At 44.3% G+C, this 24,254-nt stretch carries 24 protein-coding genes, 3 tRNA genes and 1 pseudogene; 24 read left to right on the top strand and 4 right to left on the bottom strand.

Features of this window, described 5'->3' with window-relative positions; translation table 11 throughout:
* Positions 1–35: 35 nt before the first annotated feature.
* The 5 genes from BN3456_RS02790 (at position 36) to BN3456_RS16540 (ending at position 2,992) form a co-directional block, all read left to right on the top strand.
* Positions 36–1,148, top strand: coding sequence for a 5-methyltetrahydropteroyltriglutamate--homocysteine S-methyltransferase (locus BN3456_RS02790; protein WP_089982640.1), 1,113 nt, complete (start codon positions 36–38; stop codon positions 1,146–1,148).
* Positions 1,149–1,346: 198 nt separating this feature from the next.
* Positions 1,347–2,459: a DUF3810 domain-containing protein gene (locus BN3456_RS02785; RefSeq protein ID WP_089982652.1), complete on the top strand. Its 1,113-nt coding sequence runs from the start codon at positions 1,347–1,349 to the stop codon at positions 2,457–2,459.
* 120 nt (positions 2,460–2,579) lie between these two features.
* Positions 2,580–2,651: transfer RNA gene (locus tag BN3456_RS02780), tRNA-Glu, on the top strand.
* A gap of 6 nt (positions 2,652–2,657) precedes the next feature.
* Positions 2,658–2,728: transfer RNA gene (locus tag BN3456_RS02775), tRNA-Cys, on the top strand.
* A gap of 66 nt (positions 2,729–2,794) precedes the next feature.
* Positions 2,795–2,992 (top strand): LysM peptidoglycan-binding domain-containing protein, encoded by a 198-nt coding sequence (locus BN3456_RS16540; protein ID WP_089982651.1) that lies wholly within the window; start codon positions 2,795–2,797, stop codon positions 2,990–2,992.
* Positions 2,993–3,025: 33 nt separating this feature from the next.
* Here BN3456_RS16540 and rpoN read toward each other — a convergent pair whose 3' ends face one another.
* Together rpoN and BN3456_RS15805 are read right to left on the bottom strand one after the other, a co-directional pair.
* Positions 3,026–4,354, bottom strand: a complete 1,329-nt coding sequence (gene rpoN, locus BN3456_RS02765; RefSeq protein WP_176699081.1) for an RNA polymerase factor sigma-54 — start codon at positions 4,352–4,354, stop codon at positions 3,026–3,028.
* Positions 4,355–4,458: 104 nt separating this feature from the next.
* The gene (locus BN3456_RS15805) at positions 4,459–4,620 is read right to left on the bottom strand and encodes a hypothetical protein (RefSeq protein ID WP_176699080.1); all 162 of its coding nucleotides are present in this window, start codon (positions 4,618–4,620) and stop codon (positions 4,459–4,461) included.
* Positions 4,621–5,045: 425 nt separating this feature from the next.
* Between BN3456_RS15805 and BN3456_RS02760 the strand changes: the two genes are divergently transcribed.
* Together BN3456_RS02760 and BN3456_RS16535 are read left to right on the top strand one after the other, a co-directional pair.
* Positions 5,046–7,154 carry a glycoside hydrolase family 3 N-terminal domain-containing protein gene (locus BN3456_RS02760; RefSeq protein WP_347457720.1) on the top strand — a complete coding sequence of 703 codons (2,109 nt, stop codon included), beginning with the start codon at positions 5,046–5,048 and terminating at the stop codon, positions 7,152–7,154.
* Between the two features lie 13 nt (positions 7,155–7,167).
* Positions 7,168–7,368 carry a hypothetical protein gene (locus tag BN3456_RS16535; RefSeq protein WP_347457718.1) on the top strand — a complete coding sequence of 67 codons (201 nt, stop codon included), beginning with the start codon at positions 7,168–7,170 and terminating at the stop codon, positions 7,366–7,368.
* Between the two features lie 53 nt (positions 7,369–7,421).
* On the opposite strand, the gene BN3456_RS02755 is transcribed toward BN3456_RS16535, so the two are convergent.
* Positions 7,422–8,597 (bottom strand): iron-containing alcohol dehydrogenase, encoded by a 1,176-nt coding sequence (locus BN3456_RS02755; RefSeq protein ID WP_089982638.1) that lies wholly within the window; start codon positions 8,595–8,597, stop codon positions 7,422–7,424.
* Positions 8,598–8,854: 257 nt separating this feature from the next.
* Between BN3456_RS02755 and BN3456_RS02750 the strand changes: the two genes are divergently transcribed.
* Both BN3456_RS02750 and xylB read left to right on the top strand, forming a co-directional pair.
* Entirely contained in the window at positions 8,855–10,339 is a 1,485-nt protein-coding gene (locus tag BN3456_RS02750; protein ID WP_089982637.1) for an L-fucose/L-arabinose isomerase family protein, read from the top strand.
* A gap of 76 nt (positions 10,340–10,415) precedes the next feature.
* Entirely contained in the window at positions 10,416–11,888 is a 1,473-nt protein-coding gene (gene xylB, locus BN3456_RS02745; protein WP_089982636.1) for a xylulokinase, read from the top strand.
* A gap of 99 nt (positions 11,889–11,987) precedes the next feature.
* On the opposite strand, the gene BN3456_RS02740 is transcribed toward xylB, so the two are convergent.
* Positions 11,988–12,059 (bottom strand) — tRNA-Cys (locus BN3456_RS02740).
* Positions 12,060–12,288: 229 nt separating this feature from the next.
* On the opposite strand from BN3456_RS02740, the gene srtB reads away from it, so the two are divergent.
* From srtB to larB, 15 genes and pseudogenes are all read left to right on the top strand, one after another.
* The gene (gene srtB / locus BN3456_RS02735) at positions 12,289–13,080 is read left to right on the top strand and encodes a class B sortase (RefSeq protein ID WP_089982635.1); all 792 of its coding nucleotides are present in this window, start codon (positions 12,289–12,291) and stop codon (positions 13,078–13,080) included.
* 166 nt (positions 13,081–13,246) lie between these two features.
* On the top strand, positions 13,247–13,435 hold the full coding sequence (locus tag BN3456_RS02730; protein WP_089982634.1) for a DUF951 domain-containing protein: 189 nt from the start codon (positions 13,247–13,249) through the stop codon (positions 13,433–13,435).
* Between the two features lie 132 nt (positions 13,436–13,567).
* Entirely contained in the window at positions 13,568–13,855 is a 288-nt protein-coding gene (rpsF, locus tag BN3456_RS02725; RefSeq protein ID WP_089982633.1) for a 30S ribosomal protein S6, read from the top strand.
* A 14-nt stretch (positions 13,856–13,869) separates the two neighbouring features.
* Positions 13,870–14,313, top strand: a complete 444-nt coding sequence (locus BN3456_RS02720) for a single-stranded DNA-binding protein (protein WP_089982632.1) — start codon at positions 13,870–13,872, stop codon at positions 14,311–14,313.
* Between the two features lie 41 nt (positions 14,314–14,354).
* Positions 14,355–14,621: a 30S ribosomal protein S18 gene (rpsR, locus tag BN3456_RS02715; protein WP_089982631.1), complete on the top strand. Its 267-nt coding sequence runs from the start codon at positions 14,355–14,357 to the stop codon at positions 14,619–14,621.
* Between the two features lie 80 nt (positions 14,622–14,701).
* A pseudogene (locus tag BN3456_RS02710) lies at positions 14,702–14,872 on the top strand (type II toxin-antitoxin system RelB/DinJ family antitoxin); the annotation flags it as partial.
* Between the two features lie 266 nt (positions 14,873–15,138).
* Entirely contained in the window at positions 15,139–18,270 is a 3,132-nt protein-coding gene (locus BN3456_RS02705) for an ABC transporter ATP-binding protein/permease (RefSeq protein ID WP_089982629.1), read from the top strand.
* A gap of 35 nt (positions 18,271–18,305) precedes the next feature.
* Positions 18,306–18,506, top strand: a complete 201-nt coding sequence (locus BN3456_RS16185; protein ID WP_089982628.1) for an Hsp70 family protein — start codon at positions 18,306–18,308, stop codon at positions 18,504–18,506.
* Positions 18,507–18,527: 21 nt separating this feature from the next.
* A complete protein-coding gene (locus BN3456_RS02695; RefSeq protein ID WP_089982627.1) occupies positions 18,528–18,761 on the top strand; it encodes a J domain-containing protein in 234 nt (77 codons plus the stop codon).
* 159 nt (positions 18,762–18,920) lie between these two features.
* Positions 18,921–19,697 (top strand): SDR family NAD(P)-dependent oxidoreductase, encoded by a 777-nt coding sequence (locus BN3456_RS02690; RefSeq protein ID WP_089982626.1) that lies wholly within the window; start codon positions 18,921–18,923, stop codon positions 19,695–19,697.
* A 105-nt stretch (positions 19,698–19,802) separates the two neighbouring features.
* Entirely contained in the window at positions 19,803–20,207 is a 405-nt protein-coding gene (locus BN3456_RS02685) for a DUF3842 family protein (protein WP_089982625.1), read from the top strand.
* A gap of 221 nt (positions 20,208–20,428) precedes the next feature.
* A complete protein-coding gene (locus BN3456_RS02680; RefSeq protein ID WP_089982624.1) occupies positions 20,429–21,499 on the top strand; it encodes a FecCD family ABC transporter permease in 1,071 nt (356 codons plus the stop codon).
* 39 nt (positions 21,500–21,538) lie between these two features.
* Positions 21,539–22,315, top strand: a complete 777-nt coding sequence (locus BN3456_RS02675) for an ABC transporter ATP-binding protein (protein ID WP_089982623.1) — start codon at positions 21,539–21,541, stop codon at positions 22,313–22,315.
* A gap of 23 nt (positions 22,316–22,338) precedes the next feature.
* A complete protein-coding gene (locus tag BN3456_RS02670) occupies positions 22,339–23,367 on the top strand; it encodes an ABC transporter substrate-binding protein (protein WP_089982622.1) in 1,029 nt (342 codons plus the stop codon).
* A gap of 21 nt (positions 23,368–23,388) precedes the next feature.
* Positions 23,389–24,138 carry a nickel pincer cofactor biosynthesis protein LarB gene (gene larB, locus BN3456_RS02665; protein ID WP_089982621.1) on the top strand — a complete coding sequence of 250 codons (750 nt, stop codon included), beginning with the start codon at positions 23,389–23,391 and terminating at the stop codon, positions 24,136–24,138.
* The last annotated feature ends 116 nt before the right edge of the window (positions 24,139–24,254 follow it).

The raw sequence follows: 24,254 nt of genomic DNA, 5'->3' as shown, positions 1-24,254 counted from the left end.
CTTATCCTATCAACAAAGATAGAGGAGGATTTGAAATGAATAATAGAGCACCATTTCGATTTGATATTGTAGGAAGTTTTTTGAGGCCGGGGAAATTAAAGGCTGCAAGAAGGGACTATGCTGCAGGAAAGATTAACCGGGAAGAACTAAAGGAGGTCGAAGACAGGTCAATTATTGAATTAGTTCATAAACAAAAGGAAGCCGGTCTGCCGGTAATCACAGATGGAGAGTTCAGGAGAAGCTGGTGGCATCTTGATTTTATGTGGGGACTGCAGGGAGTAGAAAGAAAGGAAAATGCACAGGGGTATGTTTTTCGCGATGAGGTAACCAGGCCAGAAACGGCAGTGCTGACGGGCAGGATATCCGGAGAAAACCATCCTTTTGTGAAGCACTTTAAATTTGTAAAAGCATTGGAGGATAATACAGTGACTGCGCGCCAGACGATTCCTGCCCCTGCACAGTTTCTGGCAGAGCTGACAAGAGCCGGAAATGCAGAGATAACAAAGCAGATTTACGAGAATGAAGATGAGTTGATTGATGATATCGGTAAGGCCTATCGCCGGGTAATTTCGGATTTATATGCTGCCGGCTGCAGAAATCTCCAATTTGATGATTGCACCTGGGGAATGTTCTGCGATGTGAAGTACTGGAAAATCCGGCAGAAAAATGCACCATCACTAGAAAAGCTGGCAGAACAGTATGTGAAAGTCAATAACCTTGCGATAAAAGATAAACCAAAGGATCTTGTGGTGACAACTCATGTGTGCCGGGGAAACTACCATTCTACATGGGCTTCTCAGGGAGGATATGCACCAATTGCACCCCATCTTTTTGGGCAGGAAAATGTAGAAGCCTACTATCTGGAGTTTGATGATGAACGTTCCGGGGATTTTGAGCCCTTAAAATATGTGACAGGGGATAAAAAGGTGGTGCTTGGTCTGATTACCACAAAGAGTCCGGTGCTGGAAGATAAGGAGGCAATTATCAAAAGAATTCGACAAGCTGAGCAATACATGCCCCTCGACAGGCTGTGTCTGAGCCCTCAGTGTGGTTTTGCATCTACGGAGGAAGGAAATAAACTGACAGAAGAAGAGCAGTGGGCCAAATTGAAACTGGTAAAGGAAATTGTACAGGAGATCTGGGGATAATTGGAAAACTGCACAATGGAAACGCATGAAAAAGCTGGAAGATGCTATAAATCCATCGCTTTTTTCATGCGCTTTTGCTATAATAGACTCATTACGATACCCGATTCTACAAATAGTTAACATCATCCTGCAGCCTGGAAATGGCAATTGTTTGACAGAAAAAACAGAATTTACCGGGGGTTAAGGGGGGAAGAAGGAATGACCAGGAACAAACATGAAAAATTAAGTATAGCGGAAAAACGTCTCCTGACGGGCGGGGTTCTTCTGGCAGCATCTGCTGTACTTACAATCGCTGCAGGCCGGTCATCTAGAATGGCAGAGTGGTATTCCGCACATATTTATCCTCTTTTTGTTGGAACGGTAGGACGCTTTGCGGGGGTATTCTCTTTTTCTCTTTCAGAACTTGCACTTTATGTATTAATTGTTTTGCTGGCCGGTTCATTTATTCATGCTGTTGCCAGTGCTGTAAGGAACAAGTGTGGCGGGCCGGTAATCCTACAGTGGGCTTCCGGTCTCTTTCTTACAGTGTCTGTACTGGTACTTCTGTACGTTTTAAACTGTGGAATTAATTATCGACGGGTTTCATTTTCGGAGAAGTCAGATATACAGATGGTGGAGTACACAGTAGAGGATTTAAAGCAGACCTGCATGTGGCTGACTGAAGAGCTAAATGCCAGGACGGGACTGGTAAACCGGGATGAGGCGGGGGTTATGAAATTGACAGGCGAAGATGAAAGGGCTGCGGTTACAGCGATGGAGCAACTGGGGGAACAATATCCTGCATTATCTGGGTACTATCCTCAGCCCAAAAGTCTGTTGGTATCAGAGATTTTGTCCTGGCAGGGGATTACGGGAATATATTCCCCCTTTACGGTTGAAGCAAATTATAACGAAGATATGACGGCATACAACATTCCATTTACAGCATGCCATGAACTGTCACATCTGCGGGGGTTCATGCAGGAAGAAGAGGCAAATTTCATTGCATTTCTGGCATGTAAGGATGCAGCGGGAGAAGACTTTCAGTACAGCGGTTATCTGATGGGCTGGATATACAGTACAAATGCTTTGAAGCGGATGGACGCGAAAGCAGCCGACGAGGTACGTTTTGGACTGAATCAGCAGGTGGAGACAGACTTGAAAGCGAACAGCCGCTTTTGGAATTCATATGAAGGAACAGTAGCAGAAGTATCGAATAAAGTGAACGATACTTATCTGAAAGTAAACGGACAATCAGACGGGGTACAGAGCTATGATAGAATGGTAGACTTGATTGTATCTTATCACCTTGAAAAAGACGGAATATTCTGAAAACGGACCGCAAAAGGGTCAGTCCCCTTTTTGTTTGAAAAGGTCTTGCATTCTGACCTGGGGTGTGATATTATTAAAAACGGTCACTGTGAAAACAGTGACCGAGATAAATAGATATATGGCTCCTTGGTCAAGCGGTTAAGACATCGCCCTTTCACGGCGGTAACACGGGTTCGATTCCCGTAGGAGTCATGATAAGGCGCAGTAGCCAAGTGGTAAGGCGTGGGTCTGCAACACCCTGATCACCGGTTCAAATCCGGTCTGTGCCTTTATTATATTTTGAGAGAGTGCTGATTCCCCTGGAATTTAGCACTTTTTCTTTTGCTTCGCTTTAAATAAACTTCCAGGCATTAACTGGTGCCAACAAAGATATCTGGCAGTACAGCAACAGTGGTCAGATAAATGGAATTTCCGGAGATACATTATCTGAAATTGCTGCTAAGTATGACACAACTTATCTAAAACTGGCACAAATTAATAATATCAGCAACCCCGATCTTATTTACCCCGGGCAGGTAATCCAAATAGGATAAAGATAGGACGATTTCGATTTTGTTTGGCCACCCTTATTTTAAATATTGCCGCTGCCGGGCTTTGGGGATTCCCAGAGCCTGACGGTATTTGGCGATGGTTCTGCGGGAGACTTTGATTCCTTCCTTCTCCATCTGTTGGGAAAGTTTGGCATCACTGAATGGCTTCTTTGTATTCTCCCCGTGGATTATTTCCAGCAGCCTGTTTTTCACTGATTCTGTGGACAAGGAATTATGCGAGATGGAGGAAGTAAACAGATCTTTTAATAACACTGTCTTCTCATACTGCAGATATTTATCTTTTATCGCTCGGCTCACTGTAGAAGCATGAAAATTAGTCTTTTGCGCAATTGTATCTAGTGACATCGGCATAAGTGGAGCATTGCCCCTAAAATAGTTATCCTGGAGCCCCAGAATTGCCATGACGACTTTGATTATCGTATTACGTCTCTGCTCAATGCCCTGAATGACAAAACGGGTACGTTCATATTTGATTTTAAAGTATTCTTTAAGTTCGTCGTCTTTAGTATTATGCATCATTTTGAGATAATAATCATTGTATTTGTAATCGCCCAACCAACTGTCATTCAGGTTGACATGCCACTGACTGGAATCATAGGAAGCAATAATATCAGGGACAATGTACTGGGTTTTAGCAGAGAGGGAATTAAGGATTGGACGAGGATTCAACTCACCGATTAAATGAATATATGATTTTATCTTAACTGATGATAAGCCCAGGGCGCGTGAGACTTTTGCGATTTGTCCGTTCAGGATATCCGGCATGTAATGTTCGATGATGGTGAACAGCTCCTGATCGTGGATGCCCTGTGAATCCAGCTGAATTTTCAGGCATTCAGAAATATCTTCTGCAAAAATTCCGACAGGCTCGAGCGTCTTTAAGATGTGCAGGCATGCATTAATCCGATCAACCGAAAACTGCGAAACATGGGCGATATCTTCCGGTTTATAAATAAAGAAACCATCTTCATCCAGGCACTCGATTAGATAATTGATTAACTGCCAGTCACTGGTGCTAAAGTCAGCTTTATTTAGCTGGCTGGTCAGAAATTCTTTTAGTTCATTTGTCTGCTGGGCAGGAATATCATTTTCTCTGGAACAGTCGTCTTCATCCCACCGAGCAGAATGTTCTTTGTATGTAAGGCTTTTTTCATAATGCTGCTCAAGGTTCTCTATCATTGAATTTTGTTTATCCTGCGAATTATCAAGCAGCGGATTTTCTAAATATTCATTGGTAAGAAAATAGTCCAGCTCCTGATTGGTATATGCCAAAAGTTCAAGAGACTGCATCTGCTGCAGCGACATCTTCTGCCGCTGCTCTAATTGGAGTGTGTTTTCCGGCATGAAAGTCCCTCCTGTGTATTGGATATGTTTACATAAAGTATAGCATTTTATCATGATAAAGACAATTGTATTGAGAAAAGCCCTTGCAGTGGCCAGGACACTTGTTACAAGATGATATACAGGACTAATAAAGCGGCACTGACAATAATAAAAGGTTTTTGAATTTTATTTGCAATTATATTTGCCTTTGGGTTGGAAACCCAGAACAGTACCATATAGATGCAGGAACAAATCAGCGCAACAATCAGTATAATATTCTTTAACATTTTATTTCCTCCAGATGTATAAGCTGATTCTTATTATAGTCAATTTCAGGGAAGAAATCTACACCTGTTTATATCTATTTCTTAATTCATGTAATTACACCAATTCTTCTGACCGGTAAACATCTCATTGTATATATTCACAGAATCTATATAATAAAAGAAAAGGTTAAAGGTATGTGATATGTAAATGCGCAGGAAGATGACAGACTGCTCTCAAAAAAGCGCAGTTTACGTTGAAAGTATGAAATAACCGGTGAAAGGTTTTATAATGAGGGATATAGCAAATCTCGCTAAGAGTTGTCAAATAGGTAACAGTTCAGCCATATGAATTTTTAGCACCATATGCATGCGAAAATAAATTTTCTCCTGCATACACTGTCAAAAATCCACATGGCTGAACTGTTACTCAAATGGGAGGAATTATTTTGAAATATCAGGAATTAATTGATAAAATGACGCTGGAGGAGAAATCCTCCCTCCTGTCGGGAAAGGATTTCTGGCAGACGGTGGACATCGAGCGGCTGGGGATCCCCTCCATGACTTTATCCGACGGGCCCCACGGCATCCGCAGACAGGCCGGGGAGGCGGATCACCTGGGGCTCAATGTCAGTCTGCCTGCAACCTGTTTTCCCACAGCGGCGGCGATGGCCAACAGCTGGAATCCCAAGCTGGGGGAAGAACTGGGTAACTATCTGGGAGAGGAGGCAGTGTCTCAGGGGGTAAATGTTCTTCTGGGCCCGGGACTCAACATAAAAAGAAGTCCTTTGTGCGGAAGAAATTTCGAATATTTCAGCGAGGATCCTTATCTGGCAGGGAAAATGGCAGCAGGATATATAAGAGGAATCCAAAGTCAGGGCGCAGCAGCATGCCCGAAACATTTTGCGGTTAACAGTCAGGAGCTCCGGCGTATGTCCAATGACTCTGTGCTGGATGAGAGGACCTTCCGCGAGATTTATACCACTGGTTTTGAAATCGCGGTGAAAGAGGGAAAAGCAAAATCTATTATGACCTCCTACAACCGGATCAACGGAACCTACGCCAATGAAAATCAACATTTGCTGCAGGAGATTCTGGTAAACGAGTGGGGGTTTGAAGGTTTTGTCGTATCTGACTGGGGGGCCAGTAACAGCCATACTGACGGCGTAAAAGCAGGAAGCCATCTGGAAATGCCCACAACCGGAAAAGACGGAATGAAGGAACTGGTCCGAGCTGTGAAGAGTGGAAACTTAAATGAGGAAGTACTGGACAAAAGAGTGGATGAGCTCCTAAAAATTATTTTTGAAACGCAAAGGACAGTTCAGGGAAAAGCAGGCAAAGGATTTGATGTAGAGCGGCATCATGTGATGGCGGAAAAAGCAGCTGAGGAGTGTGTAGTTCTTCTGAGAAATGAGGAAAATATTCTTCCTCTGAAACCAGGAACAAAAGTAGCGGTTATCGGAGATTTTGCAGCTAAACCACGGTATCAGGGAGCTGGCTCCAGCGTTGTAAACTGTACAAAGCTTGACACCCCGCTGGACATATGGAAGACAGAAGAGTCCATAGAGTTTGTAGGCTATGAGCAAGGTTTTATACGCAATGGAAAAAGCAGCCAAAAGCTAGAGAAAATGGCAGCAGAGCTTGCAAAAAAAGCTGAAGTGGTACTTCTTTATCTTGGATTGGATGAGCTGGCCGAAACAGAAGGAATGGACAGGGAGCACATGAAACTAGCGCAAAACCAGGTGGATCTTCTGACAGCGGTGCAGAAAGAGAATCCCAATGTAGTGGCAGTTATGTCTGCGGGCGCAGTGACCAATGTGCTGACGGGGAAGGTGTGTCCGTCGGGAAGATTAAGCGAGACGTTTCCCCTAAGCTATGAGGACACTCCGGCATACCGTTATTGGCCCGGAGAAGAGAAGACTTCGGAATACCGTGAGAGTGTGTTCGTAGGATACAGATATTATGAAACGGCGGGAGTGCCGGTACTGTTTCCATTTGGGTACGGGCTCAGCTATACTTCATTTGCTTATTCAAATATAAAGGCAGATGAAGAAAAAGTCAGTGTAACGGTTAAAAACACCGGAAATGTGGATGGCGCAGAGGTGGTGCAGATTTACATATCAAAATCGGATAGTGAAATTTTCCGCCCCCGAAAGGAGCTAAAAGGCTTTCACAAAGTTTATCTGAAGGCGGGAGAGAGCAGAACAGTTACCGTTTTGCTGGATGATAAGGCATTCCGCTACTATAATGTAAAGACTAATGGATGGGAAGTAGAAGGTGGGATCTATCAGGTTATGGCAGGATCCAATGCAGCAAATATTCTTCTTGCCACAGAGGTGAACATAGAGGGAACACAGGCTGAACTTCCGTACAAAAAGGAAGAGCTTCCCACCTATTATGCAGGACAGGCGGCAGAGGTGGAAGATGGAGAATTTGAAAAGCTTCTGGGACGGCCGATACCTGAAAGTAAATGGGACAGGAGCAAAGGACTGGATTTGAACGATGCTCTCTGTCAGATGTACTACGCAAAAGAGCGGTCTTGCCAGATGGATGTTTAGGATACTGAATCATTTGAAAAATAAAAGTATGGCAAAGGGAAAACCGGACCTTAATATTTTATTCATATATAATGTACCATTCCGAGGTATTGCAAAAATGACCGGCGGCATGGTAAGTATGGGCATGGCACATGCCTTGACAGAGATTGTAAACGGGCATTTTTTCAAAGGCATGGGGCACTTAATAAAAGGTTTTTTTGCAAACAGAAAGTAATAAAAGGGGACAGACCTTATAATGAGGCCTGTCCCTTTTGCAGACTTCTATGTTTATACCATAAGATGATAGATGCTTTCCACATCCTTTTGCGTCAGCTCTACAAATCCGCCCAGAGTGCCGGTATTTACGTTCCCGTAGCAGGCGGTATGTGCCAGTTTCTCGATATCCGCCTCTTTAGCTCCCAGTTCGGCAAAGTTCTTTGGCATACCAATAGAAATCAAAAATTGACGTAATGCTTCGATTCCTGCAAGAGCAGTTTCTTCCGGGTTTTCAAAATTCATCTGACATCCCCATACTCGGACAGCAGCCTGTGCGAAGCGCATTACGTTATGCCTCAGGTTATACTTAAATACGGCCGGCATCACGACAGCTAGGCCGGCTCCGTGGGCACAATCATATAAAGCGGACAGCTCATGTTCGATGTCATGGCTTGTCCAGTCCTGGGTTCTTCCGACACCGCAGGAATTATTGTGTGCCATCATACCTGCCCACATAATATTTGCGCGGGCATCATAGTTGTCCGAATCCTTTATTGCTCTTGGCCCTTCGTGGATCATGGTCAGCAGCAGGGCTTCAATCATACGGTCGGTAACCTCTACCTCTTTTGTATTGGTCAGATAACGCTCGTACAGATGGGCCATAATATCCGTAATGCCGCAGGCAGTTTGATAAGCAGGCAGGGTCTGTGTCAGAGCCGGGTTCATAATTGTAAATTTGGGTCTTAAGCCCTCACCAGTTGCTCCACGTTTAAACATTCCTTCTTCTTTCGTGATGACAGAATCAGGCGAGCCTTCACTTCCGGCAGCGGAAATGGTAAGAACAGTTCCTACAGGCAGTGCATTTTCTATAGGTTTTCCTTCATAATAATCCCAGAAATCACCATCGTATGGAACTCCTGCTGCAATGGCCTTCGAGGAATCGATTGTACTGCCGCCGCCTACAGCTAAAATAAAATCAACCTTTTCATTTCTGCAAAGTTCAATTCCTTTGTAAACCAGACCACTTCTTGGATTTGGCTTTACTCCTCCAAGCTCAATATAGGCCAGATCTTCTGTTTCCAGTGATTTCTTCACCCGGTCCAGTAAACCGGAACGGATGACGGAGCCACCTCCATAGTGGATTAAAACCTTGCTGCCGCCGAATCGTTTCACGTATTTTCCGGTTTCGTTTTCAGTACCCATCCCAAATGCAAAATAGGTTGGTGCAAAAAATGTAAAATTATCCATATGCAGACCTTCTTTCTTGTGTTTGAATATAGTATAATTCCTATCTACAGAAAACACAAGATGCTGGACAAAGAGTTCCACAGAATAGGGGTGTTTTCTGTCAAATCCGACCAAAATCAATTGTTGACGGAGATTACATAAAATGATACTATCAAATTAAGATAAATAATCACAAACCGTGCACTACGTGCACAGGGCGAAATCTATGACAAGGGAAAAAGATGTTAGAATATTCTGAAAAAAGTGAGGAATAGAAAATGAACAATATGCCGGAATTGAAAATAGGAGTTGTGGCGGTCAGCCGGGACTGCTTTCCAGAAAGCCTTTCTGTATCACGCAGGGAAGCGTTGATGAAAGCTTACAAAGAAAAATATGGTGAGGTTGAAATTTATGAATGCCCAATCTGTATCGTGGAAAGCGAAATTCATATGGTGCAGGCGCTGGAGGACATAAAAAATGCCGGATGCAATGCTCTTGTTGTTTACCTTGGAAATTTCGGACCGGAAATTGCAGAGACATTGCTTGCTAAGCATTTCGATGGACCGAAGATGTTTATTGCAGCGGCAGAAGAGACGGGAAATAACCTGGTCCAGGGCCGGGGGGATGCTTACTGCGGAATGCTCAATGCCAGCTATAATCTGAAGCTGCGCAGTGTTAAGGCATATATTCCGGAATATCCCGTCGGAACGGCAGAGGAATGTGCAGATATGATTCAGGAGTTTAAACCTATCGCAAGGGCAGTTATAGGTTTGAGCAGCCTGAAGATTATCAGCTTTGGCCCCCGCCCTTTAAATTTCCTTGCATGTAATGCACCGATTCAGCAGCTTTACAACCTGGGAGTAGAAATTGAAGAAAACTCTGAGCTGGATTTGTTTGAGGCATACAACAACCATGCCGAAGATGAAAGACTCCCTGCGGTTGTTAAGGAAATGGAGGCGGAACTGGGGACAGGCAACAAAAAGCCAGAGATTCTCCTGAAACTGGCCCAGTATGAAATTACCTTGAAGGACTGGGTTAAGGAGCATAAAGGCTACAGAAAGTATGTTGCAATTGCAGGAAAATGCTGGCCGGCATTTCAGACCCAGTTCGGATTTGTGCCTTGTTATGTCAACAGCCGCCTGACCGCAGAAGGGATACCAGTATCCTGCGAGGTGGACATTTACGGAGCGCTGAGCGAGTTTATTGGGACTGTTGTAAGTGAAGACACTGTAACATTGCTTGACATTAATAACACGGTGCCAGCAGACATGTACAAAGAAGATATAGAGGGAAAATTCAAGTACACACAGAAAGACACTTTCATGGGCTTCCACTGTGGAAATACAGCTTCCCAAAAGCTTTCCTTCTGTGAGATGAAGAACCAGATGATTATGGCCAGAACGCTGCCGGAAGAAGTGACACAGGGAACTCTTGAGGGGGATATCATACCCGGCGATATCACATTTTTCCGTCTGCAGAGCACAGCAGACGGAAAAATGCGTGCATACATAGCTCAGGGGGAAGTCCTTCCTGTGGCCACAAAATCCTTCGGCTCCATCGGTATATTTGCCATATCCGAAATGGGGAGATTTTACCGTCATGTGTTGATAGAAGGAAACTACCCCCACCACGGAGCGGTAGCCTTTGGAAATCACGGAAAAGCATTATTTGAAGTATTCAAGTATATGGGGGTTCCTGTGGAGGAAATCGGATACAATCAGCCGGCAGGGATAAGATATCCGACAGAGAATCCGTGGAACTAGTGCATCGTATAATGACTGAATTTTCTGAAAATGACGTTCAAAAGGGTCAGACCCCTTTTTGATGGAGGTGAATGATATGCTATACATAGGGATTGATTTAGGTACATCAGCTGTGAAGCTTTTGCTGATGGATGAAAATGGTGAAATCTGCAATGTTGTTTCGAAGGAATACCCCTTATATTTTCCTCACCCGGGCTGGTCTGAGCAGGACCCCCGGGACTGGTATGAGCAGATGACTGAAGGGATGAAGGAACTGACGTCGAGCTTTGAAAAGTCCCGGATTGCAGGTATCAGCTTTGGCGGCCAGATGCATGGTCTTGTAGTGCTGGATGAAAATGATGAAGTGATCCGCCCGGCTATCTTGTGGAATGACGGGCGCACCGGCAAGGAGACAGAATATCTGAATGATGTGATAGGAAAAGTCAAACTGTCTGCCTGTACGGCAAATATTGCGTTTGCCGGGTTTACGGCCCCGAAGCTTCTATGGATGAGGGAGAATGAGCCGGAAAACTTCTCGAAAATCAGAAAAATTATGCTGCCTAAAGATTATCTTGCTTATAAACTAAGCGGTGTTTTCTGCACGGATTATTCTGATGCATCGGGAATGCTGCTGTTAGATGTGGAGCATAGATGCTGGTCAAAGGAGATGCTGGAAATATGCGGGGTGACAGAAGAGCAGCTCCCAAGGTTGTATGAAAGCTATGAAGTTGTGGGAAATGTGAAACCGGAGGTGGCGGAAATCTTTGGGTTTGAAAAAGATGTAAAGGTTGTTGCCGGAGCCGGTGACAATGCTGCGGCAGCAGTCGGCACAGGCACCGTCGGGGAAGGCATGTGCAATATTTCCCTTGGAACATCAGGGACTATCTTTATATCCAGCAAATCTTTTAGTGTGGATGCGAACAATGCCCTTCATTCTTTTGCGCATGCAGACGGGAATTACCACTTGATGGGATGTATGCTAAGCGCAGCCGCCTGCAATAAATGGTGGATGGATGAAATCCTACAGACAAAGGAATATGCAGCAGAACAGGAACGCATTATAAACCTGGGTGAAAATCAGGTATTTTATCTTCCATATCTTATGGGGGAACGATCCCCCCACAATGATCCCAAGGCACGCGCTACTTTCATAGGGATGACCATGGACACTACAAGGGAGGAAATGACCCAGGCAGTGCTGGAGGGCGTGGCATTTGGCCTGAGGGATTCCCTGGAAGTGGCCAGAAGTCTCGGTATGCAGATTGAACGCACAAAGATCTGCGGCGGAGGCGCAAAAAGTCCTCTGTGGAAAAAGATTATTGCGAACGTGATGAATTTAAAAGTAGATGTTATTGAAAGTGAGGAAGGCCCGGGATACGGTGGTGCCATACTTGCTGCAGTGGGCTGCAAAGAGTTCAGTTCGGTGGAAGAAGCGGCAGAGAACCTCGTGAAAATTGTGAAAACTATTGAGCCGGATAAGGAACTGGTGGATAAATATGAAGAAAGATATCAGAAGTTCAGGAAAATCTATCCTACTGTAAAAGGACTTTTTCGGGAATTGACAGAATAGTTTTTTGACACGAATAATAAAAGGGCGGGTTAATAAAAAAGGATGTGGAATATCAATTTAACCGATATTCCACATCCTTTTTAAATTCTTTGCTCAAAGAGGCGCAGACCGGATTTGAACCGGTGCATCAGGGTGTTGCAGACCCACGCCTTACCACTTGGCTACTGCGCCATGCCTAAGAGAATATATTATGCATCCTTCTCAAAGAACTCCTAAAGTATACCAAAAATATGACCTCCCGTCAATCATAATTGCTGAAATTTTCTGGCGTGTCAAAAATGTTCTCCGGCAGTTGAAAAATATGCGCAGCACCTCTATAATAAAGAGGTGATTTGAAATAGGGGTCAGACCCTTTTGCGGCTGGTTTTCAGAATATTCAGAATATAGAGAGGAATATGTGATGAACAAAAAGAAGAAACCTAAGAAAAACGGTCTTTTTGGGGAGATTCTATCTACAACTGTGCTAATTGTCTCTATCTGTGTGCTTGTTATTTCAATATACCAGTTGGTAATGATGCTGGCCCCATATTATTCCGGGGGGAAGGAATATGATAAGGTGAAAAAAATGGCAATTAGAGACAAAGATGACACGGACAAGGTGGATAATGATGCCGGGGATGATGGCTTTAAGGTTGACTTTGACGCATTGCTGAAAATGAATCCCGACACTGTAGCATGGCTCAGATTTGATGAACCATCCGTTATTAGCTATCCCGTTGTGAAAAGTGCGGACAATGAGGAATACCTTACAAAAACATTTTCTGCCAATGACAACAAATTGGGGACAATTTTTATGGATATGCGCAGCAGCTCAGACTTTTCGGACCAAAATACATTTATCTACGGGCACAACCTGCAGGTTGGCGGAGAGATGTTTTCCCAGCTGAACGATTACGCAAGTGAAGATTTTTATAAAGAGCACCCATATTTTTATATATATACACCAAATAAGGGAAGACTTACATACCAGATTTTTGCGGCGGCAGTTGTCAATGACCAGTCGGAGAATTACAAGATTGAGTACTCCACAGAACCAGAGTTTGCTGATTATTTAGAGATGTGTAAAAATTCATCTAACTATCAGACAGACGCAAAAGTGGATTCTAGTTCTAAAATAGTAAGTCTATCAACCTGCACTAATGTAAATGAGGAAGACAGGTTCTTACTGCAGGGCGTACTTGTAGAAAACTGAATATTCTGAAACTAATTAGAAGGGCAGAAATAGTCATAAACAATTGTGCAAGCTGGCTTACTAAGGTTGGTTTATGAGTATTTCTATCCGGCGCTTAGCCACAGCGAGATAGAGCAACGCGGAATCGAGCTGGCCCTTCGCTATTGAGAAAGAAAAGGAGGTGCCTATGACTGACAGGTTTGATGTTGGAGATGTTATTCGTATGAAGAAGCCGCATCCATGCGGCAGTCATGAATGGAAAGTATTAAGAGTCGGTGCGGATTTCCGGCTGAAATGTATGGGATGTGAACATCAGATTATGGTTCCGCGAAAGTTAGTGGAGAAAAATACGAAAGAAATACGAAAAAAGTCTTGATGCGGACAGCTTCTTATGGTATTATAATTACTCGTGACGTACCCGCAGAACTCTAAAGTTCTTCGGATATTCAATTTTCCTTGTTCCCGCAAAAGGTGCGGGGGCCAGAGACCATAAGGAGGTGCAAAAGACATGAACAAGTATGAGTTAGCTGTTGTTGTCAGTGCAAAAATCGAAGATGACGCCAGAGCAGAAGTTGTCGAGAAGGTGAAAGCATTAATCACACGTTTCGGCGGCAATGTAACTGATGTCGATGAATGGGGTAAGAGAAGATTCGCTTACGAAATTCAGAAGATGAAAGAAGGATATTACTACTTCGTCCACTTCGAATCTGAAAGCAATGTCCCAAGAGAAGTTGAACAGCGGATCCGTATTATGGACAATGTACTCAGATATTTATGCGTTAGACAGGAAGCATAGAGAAAGAGGTATATATGAATAAAGTAGTTTTAGTAGGGCGCTTAACAAGAGACCCGGAAGTTAGATATTCACAAGGTGAGAATGCAACTGCCGTTGCAAGATATACAGTGGCTGTTGACCGCAGATTTAAGAGAGATAATGAGCCTACAGCGGATTTCATTCCGTGTGTTGTGTTTGGCCGCTCAGCAGAATTTGCAGAGAAATATTTCCGTCAGGGAATGCGCGTTTCTATTTCGGGACGCATTCAAACTGGAAGCTACACGAACAAAGAGGGCGTGAAAGTATACACGACAGAAGTAATTGTTGAGGACCAGGAGTTTGCCGAGAGCAAAGCCGAAAGCGAGGCCAACCGAGGCTCTTTCAATCAGGCAGCACCCAGCCCCACACCAAGTGTTGATGCAGGTGACGGCTTCATGAACATCCCGGATGGGATTGACGAAGAGTTACCCTTTAACTAGATTGTGAGATCTTTCTATAAATCATATAGGAGGTAAAAGAAATGGCTTACGAAAAAGGAAGCAGACCTGAAGGCGGCTTCAGAAGAAGAGGACCGTCACGCAGAAGAAAAAAAGTATGTGTATTCTGCGGAAAAGAGAATAACGAGATTGATTATAAAGATGTAGCAAAGCTGAGAAAGTATGTATCTGAGAGAGGCAAGATTCTTCCCAGAAGAATCACAGGAAACTGTGCAAAGCATCAAAGAACTCTTACAGTAGCAATCAAGAGATCACGTCATATTGCGTTGATGCCATATGTCCAGGATTAGGCCTTGTAAATATAGCTTTTCCGAGAAGGCGTATCCAATTTCACACCAATTATATTAGAAGATAGAACGACTAATGTTCTATCGCCAATGGTGTAGATAAAGAATAGGCGGAGGCTGTATTAGAGCAGTTTGGAATGCCGGTTTCTAATGTAATTAATATTTTTTTGAAACAGGTGGTTATGCAGAGAAGGATTCCCTTCGACCGCCTGGAAGAAAATATATTAAAGCTGTCGGAAATGCCGCAGCAATTCAAACTTTATAAAAGGAAGCCTTGGCACAGCATAGGCCTTAGACAAATGCCATGTGTGTAATTATTTTGATAGCTGTAGTTATAGATCAATACCGCAAATAAAAATAATGAGGTTTTTCGCCAGCCGATTCATCGGCTGGCATTTTGTTTGCCCGCTTTGTATTGTACGTTCATATTACGTATAGCGTAAACCAGGATACTGTGCTATTATTTATAAACAGGAAAATCTTTAATTACACCCGGCAAAGAAAGGAAACAATATAAATTATGCTGAAATTGTCAGAAATACGTAAAGCATACAAAACATTTGATTATACTCAGACCGCACTGGATGGGGTATCGGTGACATTCCGCGATAATGAGTTTGCGGCTATCTTGGGTCCCTCCGGCTCCGGAAAGACTACCATGCTCAATATCATCGGAGGACTCGACCACTATGATTCGGGAGACCTTGAAATTGACGGCATATCCACGAAGAAATACAAATCATCTGACTGGGACACCTACAGAAATAATAGGATTGGTTTTGTGTTCCAGAGCTATAACCTTATCCCCCATCAGTCAATCCTTTCAAACGTTGAGCTGGCTTTAACCTTAAGCGGTGTATCACCGGCGGAGCGAAAAGAACGTGCAAAAAAGGCACTGGAGGAAGTCGGGCTGGGAGATCACATAAGAAAGTTGCCAAATCAGCTCAGCGGCGGCCAGATGCAGAGGGTAGCAATTGCCAGGGCATTGATTAATGACCCGGAGATATTGCTGGCGGATGAACCCACCGGCGCACTGGATACGAGTACCAGTGAGCAGGTGATGAATCTTCTGACCAGGATTGCCAAAGACAGGCTTGTTGTTATGGTTACGCATAACAGTGAGCTTGCGGACGAATATGCGACGAGAATCATTCAGCTGAAGGATGGACAAATCATGTCCGACACGAATCCACTGGATGAGACTGAGGAGAAGCAGCATACAGGCCGTGCACCCCGCAAAGTCAGTATGTCCTTTTTTACAGCGATTTCACTGTCACTTAGCAACCTCTTGACGAAAAAAGGCCGCACCTTTGTGACAGCTCTTGCAGGTTCCATTGGTATTATCGGAATTGCCGCGATCCTTGCGCTGGCAAGTGGAATAGACGCATATATCGCGGGAGTAGAGCAAGAAACCATGAGTATATATCCGCTTACAATCCAAGACTCGGGAATCGATTTTTCCGGATTCTTTGCTGATTCGGGAGAAAAAGCGGCGGGCACTAAATCCGCAGCCGGCAATTCTGGTTCTGGAGGTATCAGGGAGCAAAAGATTACCGAAACCCTGTTTAACCACCAAAATAAAAATGATCTAAAATCACTGAAGTCTTATATCGAAGCGAATGGGCCAAAGATAGATCCTTATGTGAAGACGGTTCAATACTCATATGAGGTAACACCTGAGATTTACCTTGCGGATACTTCCAAGAATGTTGACCGGGTCAATCCGGATTCAATTCTTGGCTCTTATGGACTTTCCGGCAACAGTGCTCTAAATGCATTTATGGGCTCGGGAAATTCTATGGGCATGAATGTTTTCAACGAAATGCCGGGTGACGCTAAAATGTTTGAAGACCAATATATAGTGGATGCAGGCCGCTGGCCCGAAAATTATAATGAGGCTGTTATTGTTTTGATGCCTGACGGAAGTGTCTCCGATTATGTTCTTTACACTCTTGGGCTCAGAAACAGAACAGAACTGAAGGATGTAATGGAGCGATTTGTTAATAATCCTGATGCAGAGGTGAAATTAAAGAAGGAGAAAAAAACATTTAATTACAAGGACCTAATGTCCGCAAAGTTAAAAGTTATCTCTCCGGCCGACAAGTATACATATGATAAAGAGCATAGTATCTGGGTGGATAAATCCGACAACAACAAATATATGAGTGAGCTTGTCAATAGTGGCCTGGATTTGAAGATTGTCGGCGTGGTACAGGCTGATCCGGATGCAAAAGCAACATCACTTTCTCCCGGCGTCAATTACATGCCTGCGCTTACCAGCTATCTTATGAAAGAAGCAGGAGATAAAGAGATTATTAAGAAACAGATTGCAGATCCGGCTGTAAATGTTCTGACCGGTAAAAGCTTTGCTGAAGAGAAAGAAGGAAAGTCTGCATCAGAATTCGATTTTACGGATTTATTTTCTATCGACGAGAACGCCATTAAAAATGCCTTTAACATGGATCCTGACCAGATTAATCTTGACCTGTCGGGATTGGGAGATATTTCGATTAATACAGATGATATAGAACCTCCTTCTTTTGATATAAACGAGGTGACAGAATCCCTGGCCGGGGAAGTTCATATCCCATCTGAGGAACTTACTGCTATTATGACGGGCACGATGCAGGGGTTTCTGGCGGAAGAGGCAGGAAAAGAGGCTGCGGATCCGAATCAGATGGCAGAAGATCTTGCAGCTTACCTGGCACGCCCCGATATACAGGAAGCAATGACTACCCAGTTAAATGATCTGCTTGCCTCGACCCAGATAGATACTAAGCTGGCGAATACTCTTGGAACCTATATGGAAACGACCATGCAGAACTATGTAGCGCAATGGATGGATTCTATTCAGGCACAGCTTCAGGTTCAGCTTCAGGAGCAGATAGAAGGTGCACTGAGCCAGCTGCCTTCACAGATGCAAAATGCCGTCAGCATAGATCAGAATGCATTTGTCCGGGCATTTAAACTCAAGATGTCAGAAGATGAAATACTTGAGTTTCTAAAAGCTCTCATGAATCCTGAGGAGAGTACTTACGAAAGTAATCTCTCTGCTCTGGGATATGCAGATCCGGCGAATCCATCTCAAATAAATATATATCCGCTGGACTTTAATTCAAAAGATGATGTGAAGAACTTCCTTGAGAATTACAATGACCGGATGGAGAAAGCGGGAGACAAGGATAAGATTGTGCGGTATACTGATCTTGTGGGTACCCTGATGACCTCGGTGACAGATATCGTGGATACAATCAGCTATGCACTGATTGCCTTTGTTGCTGTATCACTGGTTGTTTCCTCTATCATGATTGGTGTAATTACCTATATATCTGTATTGGAGCGGAAGAAAGAGATTGGAATCTTGCGTGCTCTCGGTGCAAGTAAGCGGGATGTCAGACGAGTGTTTAACGCCGAAACCCTGATTATCGGTTTCGTAGCCGGCGTCTTGGGTGTTGGTGTCACATACCTCATCAGCATTCCGGCAAATATAATTGTTTATAACAGGCTTGGCATTGAAAAAATTGCTCAGCTGCCGATAACCGCGGCACTCATCCTGATTGGAATAAGTATGTTTTTAGCCTTTATTTCCGGATTGTTTCCGTCCTCTGCAGCAGCTAGAAAAGATCCGGTGGAGGCATTGCGAAGCGAATGATGATTTAATCTTAGTTGATCGGGAGATGTGGTATATTGTTTTTTAGCACAAAGCGTCTTGCGGTGTCAGGTGAAACACCTGTAACCCTGGAGGAAACAATTACGGTCGGGATGTTCGAGGAGATGACCGCAGATCTGGTTGAACTGACAAAAAGGCCGATAGAAACTGCATTGTCTGACAGTGGCTATACGGAGTCTGATATTGATAGGATAGCGTTGAGGTGGAAGAGATACTGACTGCATGAAAGGAGACATTTTATGGATCCATATAAAGTACTGCACCTTGAACCCGGTGCAGACAAACAGGTGGTAAAGAGAGCATATTTTAGGCTTGTAAGGCAGTACCGTCCGGAAGAGGAACAGAAAAATTTAAAAAAATCAGAGAAGCTTACGAATATTTGCAGAAAGAGTCCAATCCGGATGCTGCCCAAAGGGTTGCGCAGATACCTGAAGAATTCAGACATCCCTATCATCAGGTTTTGGAATGGATAAAGAAGGGGGAGTACGAGAAGGCGATTGCTCTGTGTGAAGGAGTGCTGCGGAAGAAATATTGTATAAAATTCAGTACAGGCGGATAATTTTCATAGACGTTTTACGAAAAGAAGTGTAGAATGATATTAAAATAACAATATCAAGGAGGATATGAAGGACATGGCTGATTTATTTGATCTAACAGGAAAAGTAGCGGTGGTAACAGGTGCAAGTTCAGGTCTTGGAGCGGATGCGGCACTTGCTTATGCAGAGGCAGGGGCGGATGTGGCATTGCTTGCAAGAAGAGCGGAAAAGCTGGAGGCTGTAAAAGCGGAGATTGAAAAGACAGGCAGAAAGGCAATAACAGCAGCCTGTGATGTCACAGAGGAAGAAAGCGTAAAGGCAGCCATCGCAAAGGTTATGGAAGCTTTTGGTCATATTGATATTCTGCTGAATAATGCCGGAGTAGCGGTAAGAGGCGGCGTAGACAGTATGACTGTAGAAGATTGGGATAAATCTTTTAACACAAATGTTAAAGGCATTTTCCTTGCCAGTAAGTATGTGGTACCACATATGAAGGAAAAAGGATATGGAAAGATTGTTAACATTGCATCTATCAACGCAGTTATAGCGGACAAAGCAGATCTGTTTATCAGGCATTCTTATAATGCATCCAAATCTGCAGTCCTGGGATTGACAAAAGGTATGGCAGCATCATATGCGAGGTACGGAATTACCGTAAATGCTGTAGGCCCCGGACTTTTTGAAAGTGAGATGACAAGCGGCACTCTGTTTAAATCCGATGAATTTCTTAAGTCCTATAATTACTCGAATCCGGCAGGACGTCCTGGTAAACATGGAGAATTAAACGGTACGATTCTTTATTTCTCCAGTGATGCCTCCAGCTATGTACAGGGGCAGTTTGTTATTGTTGACGGGGGAAGTGCGATTGTATAAAAATAGCTTCCCTTATTAACACTAAGTTTTTGTTTGCTAAACATGTAATACTGTGCTATAATTCGAATGTTATATTGAATCACAGAATTAGGAGAGTCTGACTATATGAAAATTGTTGTAATTGATGGACAAGGGGGGAAGATGGGAGCTGCAGTCATTCAAGAGCTGCTGGCCGCTCACATTTCTGCAGATATTATTGCCGTCGGAACGAATAGTTCTGCAACAGGTGCCATGCTTAGTTCCAGGCCTGCTGCGGGGGCAACAGGCGAGAACGCCGTTATAGTCAATTGCCGGGATGCAGATTATATTATCGGTCCCATAGGAATTATTGTTGCTGATGCCCTGCATGGTGAAATAACTCCTGCCATGGCAACAGCTGTCGGACAAAGCAGGGGCAAAAAGATACTCCTTCCTTCCACACGCTGCAACACTCAGGTCGTAGGCGTCCGGGAACAATCACTGAATGAATATATAAAGCTGATTACTGCTCAGATTAAACAGCTGTCTTAACTGACGATGCTTATAGCCGCATGAAGTGGCGTACACTCGCAAATGAGTGATAAGCGGTAAGACTGCCGTTGCAGTAATGCAGTGCAGACGTTCACCTGGATAGTATTAAAAACTTTCCATGAGAAGAAATAAAAGACTATAAGAAACGCAATCAAGAAGACTGCAAAACCTGCCGAATCGCAGGGCTGCAGTCTTTTTTTGCAAAAATAAAAGGGAGCGACATGAAGTTTACTGCATGCAAAGGATTTTTTAACCACAAAAAACCTGATATGAAGGGTATAATTTTACTGTTAGCGATTATTTCCATTATTTCAGTGGTATTATGCCTTGGGCTTGGTCCCGTTTACGTATCACCTGGAAATACCGCCAGAATTTTGATGAGTAAAATACCTGGAATCGGGGATGAAATACCACACACATGGCAGCAGGTCGATGAGAATATTGTAGTTGGTCTTAGACTTCCCCGGGTCTGCTTAGGAATGGTAGTTGGTGCATCTCTGTCAGTAATCGGAGTTGCGATGCAGGCGTTAGTCCGAAATCAGCTGGCAGATCCGTTTATCCTTGGTGTATCCTCCGGGGCATCGGCCGCAGCAACTCTTGGTATGCTGTTCGGTGCGTTTTCATTTTTAGGAAAGTACTCGCTGTCCATCAGTGCATTCATTGGAGCTGTTGCTACTATAATTGCCGTATATTCTCTATCAAGGGTGCACGGACGCATTAATATAGCCCAGCTGCTGCTGTCCGGTGTTGCCATTTCCATGATTATGGATGGTGTAACCCGTGTTATAACTCTAAGCGCACCAAATGCATTGGGACTCCACAATGCTACTTTTTGGATGTCGGGAAGCCTTGCAGGTGCGAAATGGGGCTATCTGAAACTGCCGCTTATTGTTCTGCTGGTATGCATGGTAATTCTTACGATAAATTACCGGGGATTGAACCTTTTGCTTTTAGGGGAAGAAAATGCCGGATCACTGGGGATAAATGTTAAGAGACTACAAAAGCTTCTGATCCTCGTGGCTTCTCTTATGTCAGGGGTTACAATTGCAGTCAGCGGAACTATCGGTTTTGTGGGCTTAATGGTTCCCCATTTCACCCGCCTGCTTGTGGGCGGGGACCACCGCAGGGTACTGCCGGTTTCAGCGCTGCTGGGAGGTATACTGGTGGTTTGGGTAGATGTTCTTGCCAGAATGCTGATTGCTCCGGAGGAACTGCCTGTAGGGATTCTGACTGCTATTATCGGCGGCCCCTTATTTATATTTCTCCTGAGGCGCAAAAACAGGGTTAATTAGTAAATATATGGCTGTTAAACATAAAGAAGGAGCAGACTTATGAAGCTAAACGTAAACAACATAACCTTTTCCTATGGAGAGAAGGAGGCAGTGGATTCTATCTCGCTTTACGTAAACAAGGGCGAGTTTGTCGGAGTGATAGGACCAAACGGCAGCGGGAAATCTACTTTACTAAAGAATATTTACCGTGCCCTCACTCCGAACGAGGGGACAGCTGTTCTGGACAATGAAGATCTCTTTTCCATGAGCCATAAAAGAGCTGCACTAAAAATGGGAGTTGTAGGCCAAGAGAACGAGGTACCCTTTGACTTTACCGTAGAAGAGATTGCTGCAATGGGACGGACGCCCCACAAGAAACTTTTTGAGATTGATAATGAGTATGACAGGAAGATTACAAATCATGCGCTGGAACATGTGGGTATGGAGTCTATGGCCAGGCGAAGTTACCGCCAGCTCTCCGGAGGAGAAAAGCAGAGAGTCATTATTGCAAGGGTTATCGCCCAGGAAAGTGATTTTCTCATTTTAGATGAACCGACAAATCATTTGGATATCAGCTACCAGATGCAGGTGTTTGATTTTGTGAAAAGATTAGAGGTAACCGTACTGTCAGCTATTCATGATTTGAATATGGCAGCCCTCTACTGCGATCGGATTTATGTGCTAAAAGACGGGAAAATTGTACTAGAGGGGACCCCTGAGGAAGTTCTTACGCCGAAAAACATCTATGAAATTTATGGAGTTCATTGCGATACGTCGATTCACCCTCTTACAGGGAAGGTGTCCATCACCTTTTTGCCGGCAAACGTTTATGTATAAAGAAGGAAAGCGAGGTAAATAGTATGAAAAAAAGAATAATAGTGGCATTGTTGTGTGCAGCAATGATTTTAACAGCTTTGGCGGGCTGTGGGAGCAGGGCTGGTGAAAAAGATGGTGATAGTGGGGAAAGCGCGGAAGTGTCAGCACAGAAAAAGGCTGCCCAAGTTTCTGATACCGGCTACCCAATAACTTTAGACAATTACGGACGTAAAATAACGGTTCAGTCAGCGCCTAAGAAAGTACTTGCTCTGGGTCCCAATTGTGCAGAATTGCTGGTGGCCCTCGGCCTAGAGGACTCTATTGTGGGAACAAGTCTGCGCAATCACAGCCGAGGGCCACTGCCTGAGTATGCCAAGGCCTTAGAAGCTATTCCCGAGATAAATCACAGTTCGGCCACCAGGGAAGCCGTGATTTCCAGCGGGGCGGATTTTGTTTATGGCATTGACTGGGAGTTTGGCGGTGACGGACTGGATGTGGATGAGTTGGAAGATTACGGTATGACGACCTATATTAATTCAGCCACAACCCTGGAAGAACAGTATCAGGAAATACTAGACCTGGGGAACGTATTCGGAATTGAGGACAGAACTGCCGAGTATGTTAAGGAACAGGAGGAACGCATCCAGGCTGTACAGGATAAGGTTAAAAATGAAAAACCGCTTAAAGTCCTTGTGTATGACAGTGGCAGCGATGGAGTATTCACCTGCAGCGGAACGAATTTTGAGTCTTTGCTTATTGAATTGGCGGGCGGAGAAAATCTGTTTCAGGATGTAGAGGATAAAGCATGGGTAACTGTAAGCTACGAGGAAGCACTCTCACGGGAACCGGACATTATTCTTGTTCATGATTATGACAGCCCCTCGGTGGAAGAGAAGATTGAAGAAATTAAGGCCAATGATGTGCTTTCCAAGCTTTCCTGTGTAAAGAACGAGCGTTTTGCAACGATTGATCTTGAGAGTGTGCTGCCGGGCGACAGATTGGCTTATACGGTGGAAAAGCTGTCTGAAGCATTTTACCCCGCTGCAGGAGAAAATACAAATAAGTTAAAATGATTTTACAGAAGGAGCGTTTTTATGAACCAAAAAGATATACTCGAAATGCTGAACAAAGTAAAGGAGGGGAGAGTGTCTCCTGACGAAGCCCTCACCCACTTAAGGACAGCCCCTTTCGAAGACCTGGGATATGCAAAGATTGATAATCACCGGGGGGTACGGCAGGGTGTACCGGAGGTTATTTACGGTATGGGCAAGACTGCCGGGCAGATCTGCGGTATTGTAGACAGAATGCTGAAGAATGGTGCAAAGGATATTCTGGTGACCCGGCTTTCGTCCAAAGCAGCTGCGATTTTGGAGAAGCAGTGCCAGCTTGAATATCATCCCATTCCCCAATTGGGTATTGTAAACCGGGATTCTGAAAAAGAAAAGACGGGCGATATCGTCGTTGCCAGTGGAGGCACAAGTGATATGGCGGTATGCGAAGAGGCCGCACTGACAGCGGAGGTGTTGGGAAACCAGGTGACCCGGCTCTACGATGTGGGGGTTGCAGGGCTGCACCGTCTGCTTTCGAATCTGGATGTACTGACATCGGCCCGTGTTGTCATTGCTGTTGCGGGCATGGAAGGTGCACTTGCCAGCGTAATTGGGGGTCTTGTATCCTGTCCGGTTATAGCAGTACCCACCAGCGTAGGATATGGGGCAAATCTTGGCGGGATTGCTGCACTTTTGTCAATGCTGAATTCCTGCGCATCGGGAGTTTCCGTGGTGAATATTGATAACGGATTTGGTGCAGGATTTCTTGCAGGTAGAATCAATCAGGTAGTGTAAAGTAACCTATGAAAAACAGAACCTAAAAAATAGGTTCTAAAAGAACCTTGAAAATTGCAGATATTTTATTCCTTGGCAACGTCCGCCACCCTTGACGGCGCACCAAAGCAATGCTC

The sequence above is a fragment of the Clostridium sp. C105KSO13 genome (genome assembly GCF_001517425.1).
Taxonomy (GTDB): Bacteria; Bacillota; Clostridia; order Lachnospirales; family Lachnospiraceae; genus Muricomes.
The sequence above is the reverse complement of the archived record's forward strand: the minus strand, read 5'-3'. Positions and strand labels throughout refer to the sequence as shown.

Coding starts and splice junctions, on each gene's coding strand:
- BN3456_RS02750 (WP_089982637.1), top strand. CDS start 8,855: ATGAACAATATGCCGGAATTGAAAATAGGAGTTGTGGCGGTCAGCCGG.
- BN3456_RS02755 (WP_089982638.1), bottom strand. CDS start 8,597: ATGGATAATTTTACATTTTTTGCACCAACCTATTTTGCATTTGGGATG.
- larB (WP_089982621.1), top strand. CDS start 23,389: ATGAACCAAAAAGATATACTCGAAATGCTGAACAAAGTAAAGGAGGGG.
- BN3456_RS02785 (WP_089982652.1), top strand. CDS start 1,347: ATGACCAGGAACAAACATGAAAAATTAAGTATAGCGGAAAAACGTCTC.
- xylB (WP_089982636.1), top strand. CDS start 10,416: ATGCTATACATAGGGATTGATTTAGGTACATCAGCTGTGAAGCTTTTG.
- BN3456_RS02670 (WP_089982622.1), top strand. CDS start 22,339: ATGAAAAAAAGAATAATAGTGGCATTGTTGTGTGCAGCAATGATTTTA.
- BN3456_RS02690 (WP_089982626.1), top strand. CDS start 18,921: ATGGCTGATTTATTTGATCTAACAGGAAAAGTAGCGGTGGTAACAGGT.
- BN3456_RS02695 (WP_089982627.1), top strand. CDS start 18,528: ATGGATCCATATAAAGTACTGCACCTTGAACCCGGTGCAGACAAACAG.
- BN3456_RS02720 (WP_089982632.1), top strand. CDS start 13,870: ATGAATAAAGTAGTTTTAGTAGGGCGCTTAACAAGAGACCCGGAAGTT.
- BN3456_RS02790 (WP_089982640.1), top strand. CDS start 36: ATGAATAATAGAGCACCATTTCGATTTGATATTGTAGGAAGTTTTTTG.
- BN3456_RS02705 (WP_089982629.1), top strand. CDS start 15,139: ATGCTGAAATTGTCAGAAATACGTAAAGCATACAAAACATTTGATTAT.
- BN3456_RS02730 (WP_089982634.1), top strand. CDS start 13,247: ATGACTGACAGGTTTGATGTTGGAGATGTTATTCGTATGAAGAAGCCG.
- rpoN (WP_176699081.1), bottom strand. CDS start 4,354: ATGCCGGAAAACACACTCCAATTAGAGCAGCGGCAGAAGATGTCGCTG.
- rpsR (WP_089982631.1), top strand. CDS start 14,355: ATGGCTTACGAAAAAGGAAGCAGACCTGAAGGCGGCTTCAGAAGAAGA.
- rpsF (WP_089982633.1), top strand. CDS start 13,568: ATGAACAAGTATGAGTTAGCTGTTGTTGTCAGTGCAAAAATCGAAGAT.
- BN3456_RS02685 (WP_089982625.1), top strand. CDS start 19,803: ATGAAAATTGTTGTAATTGATGGACAAGGGGGGAAGATGGGAGCTGCA.
- srtB (WP_089982635.1), top strand. CDS start 12,289: ATGAACAAAAAGAAGAAACCTAAGAAAAACGGTCTTTTTGGGGAGATT.
- BN3456_RS02680 (WP_089982624.1), top strand. CDS start 20,429: ATGAAGTTTACTGCATGCAAAGGATTTTTTAACCACAAAAAACCTGAT.
- BN3456_RS02675 (WP_089982623.1), top strand. CDS start 21,539: ATGAAGCTAAACGTAAACAACATAACCTTTTCCTATGGAGAGAAGGAG.
- BN3456_RS15805 (WP_176699080.1), bottom strand. CDS start 4,620: ATGTTAAAGAATATTATACTGATTGTTGCGCTGATTTGTTCCTGCATC.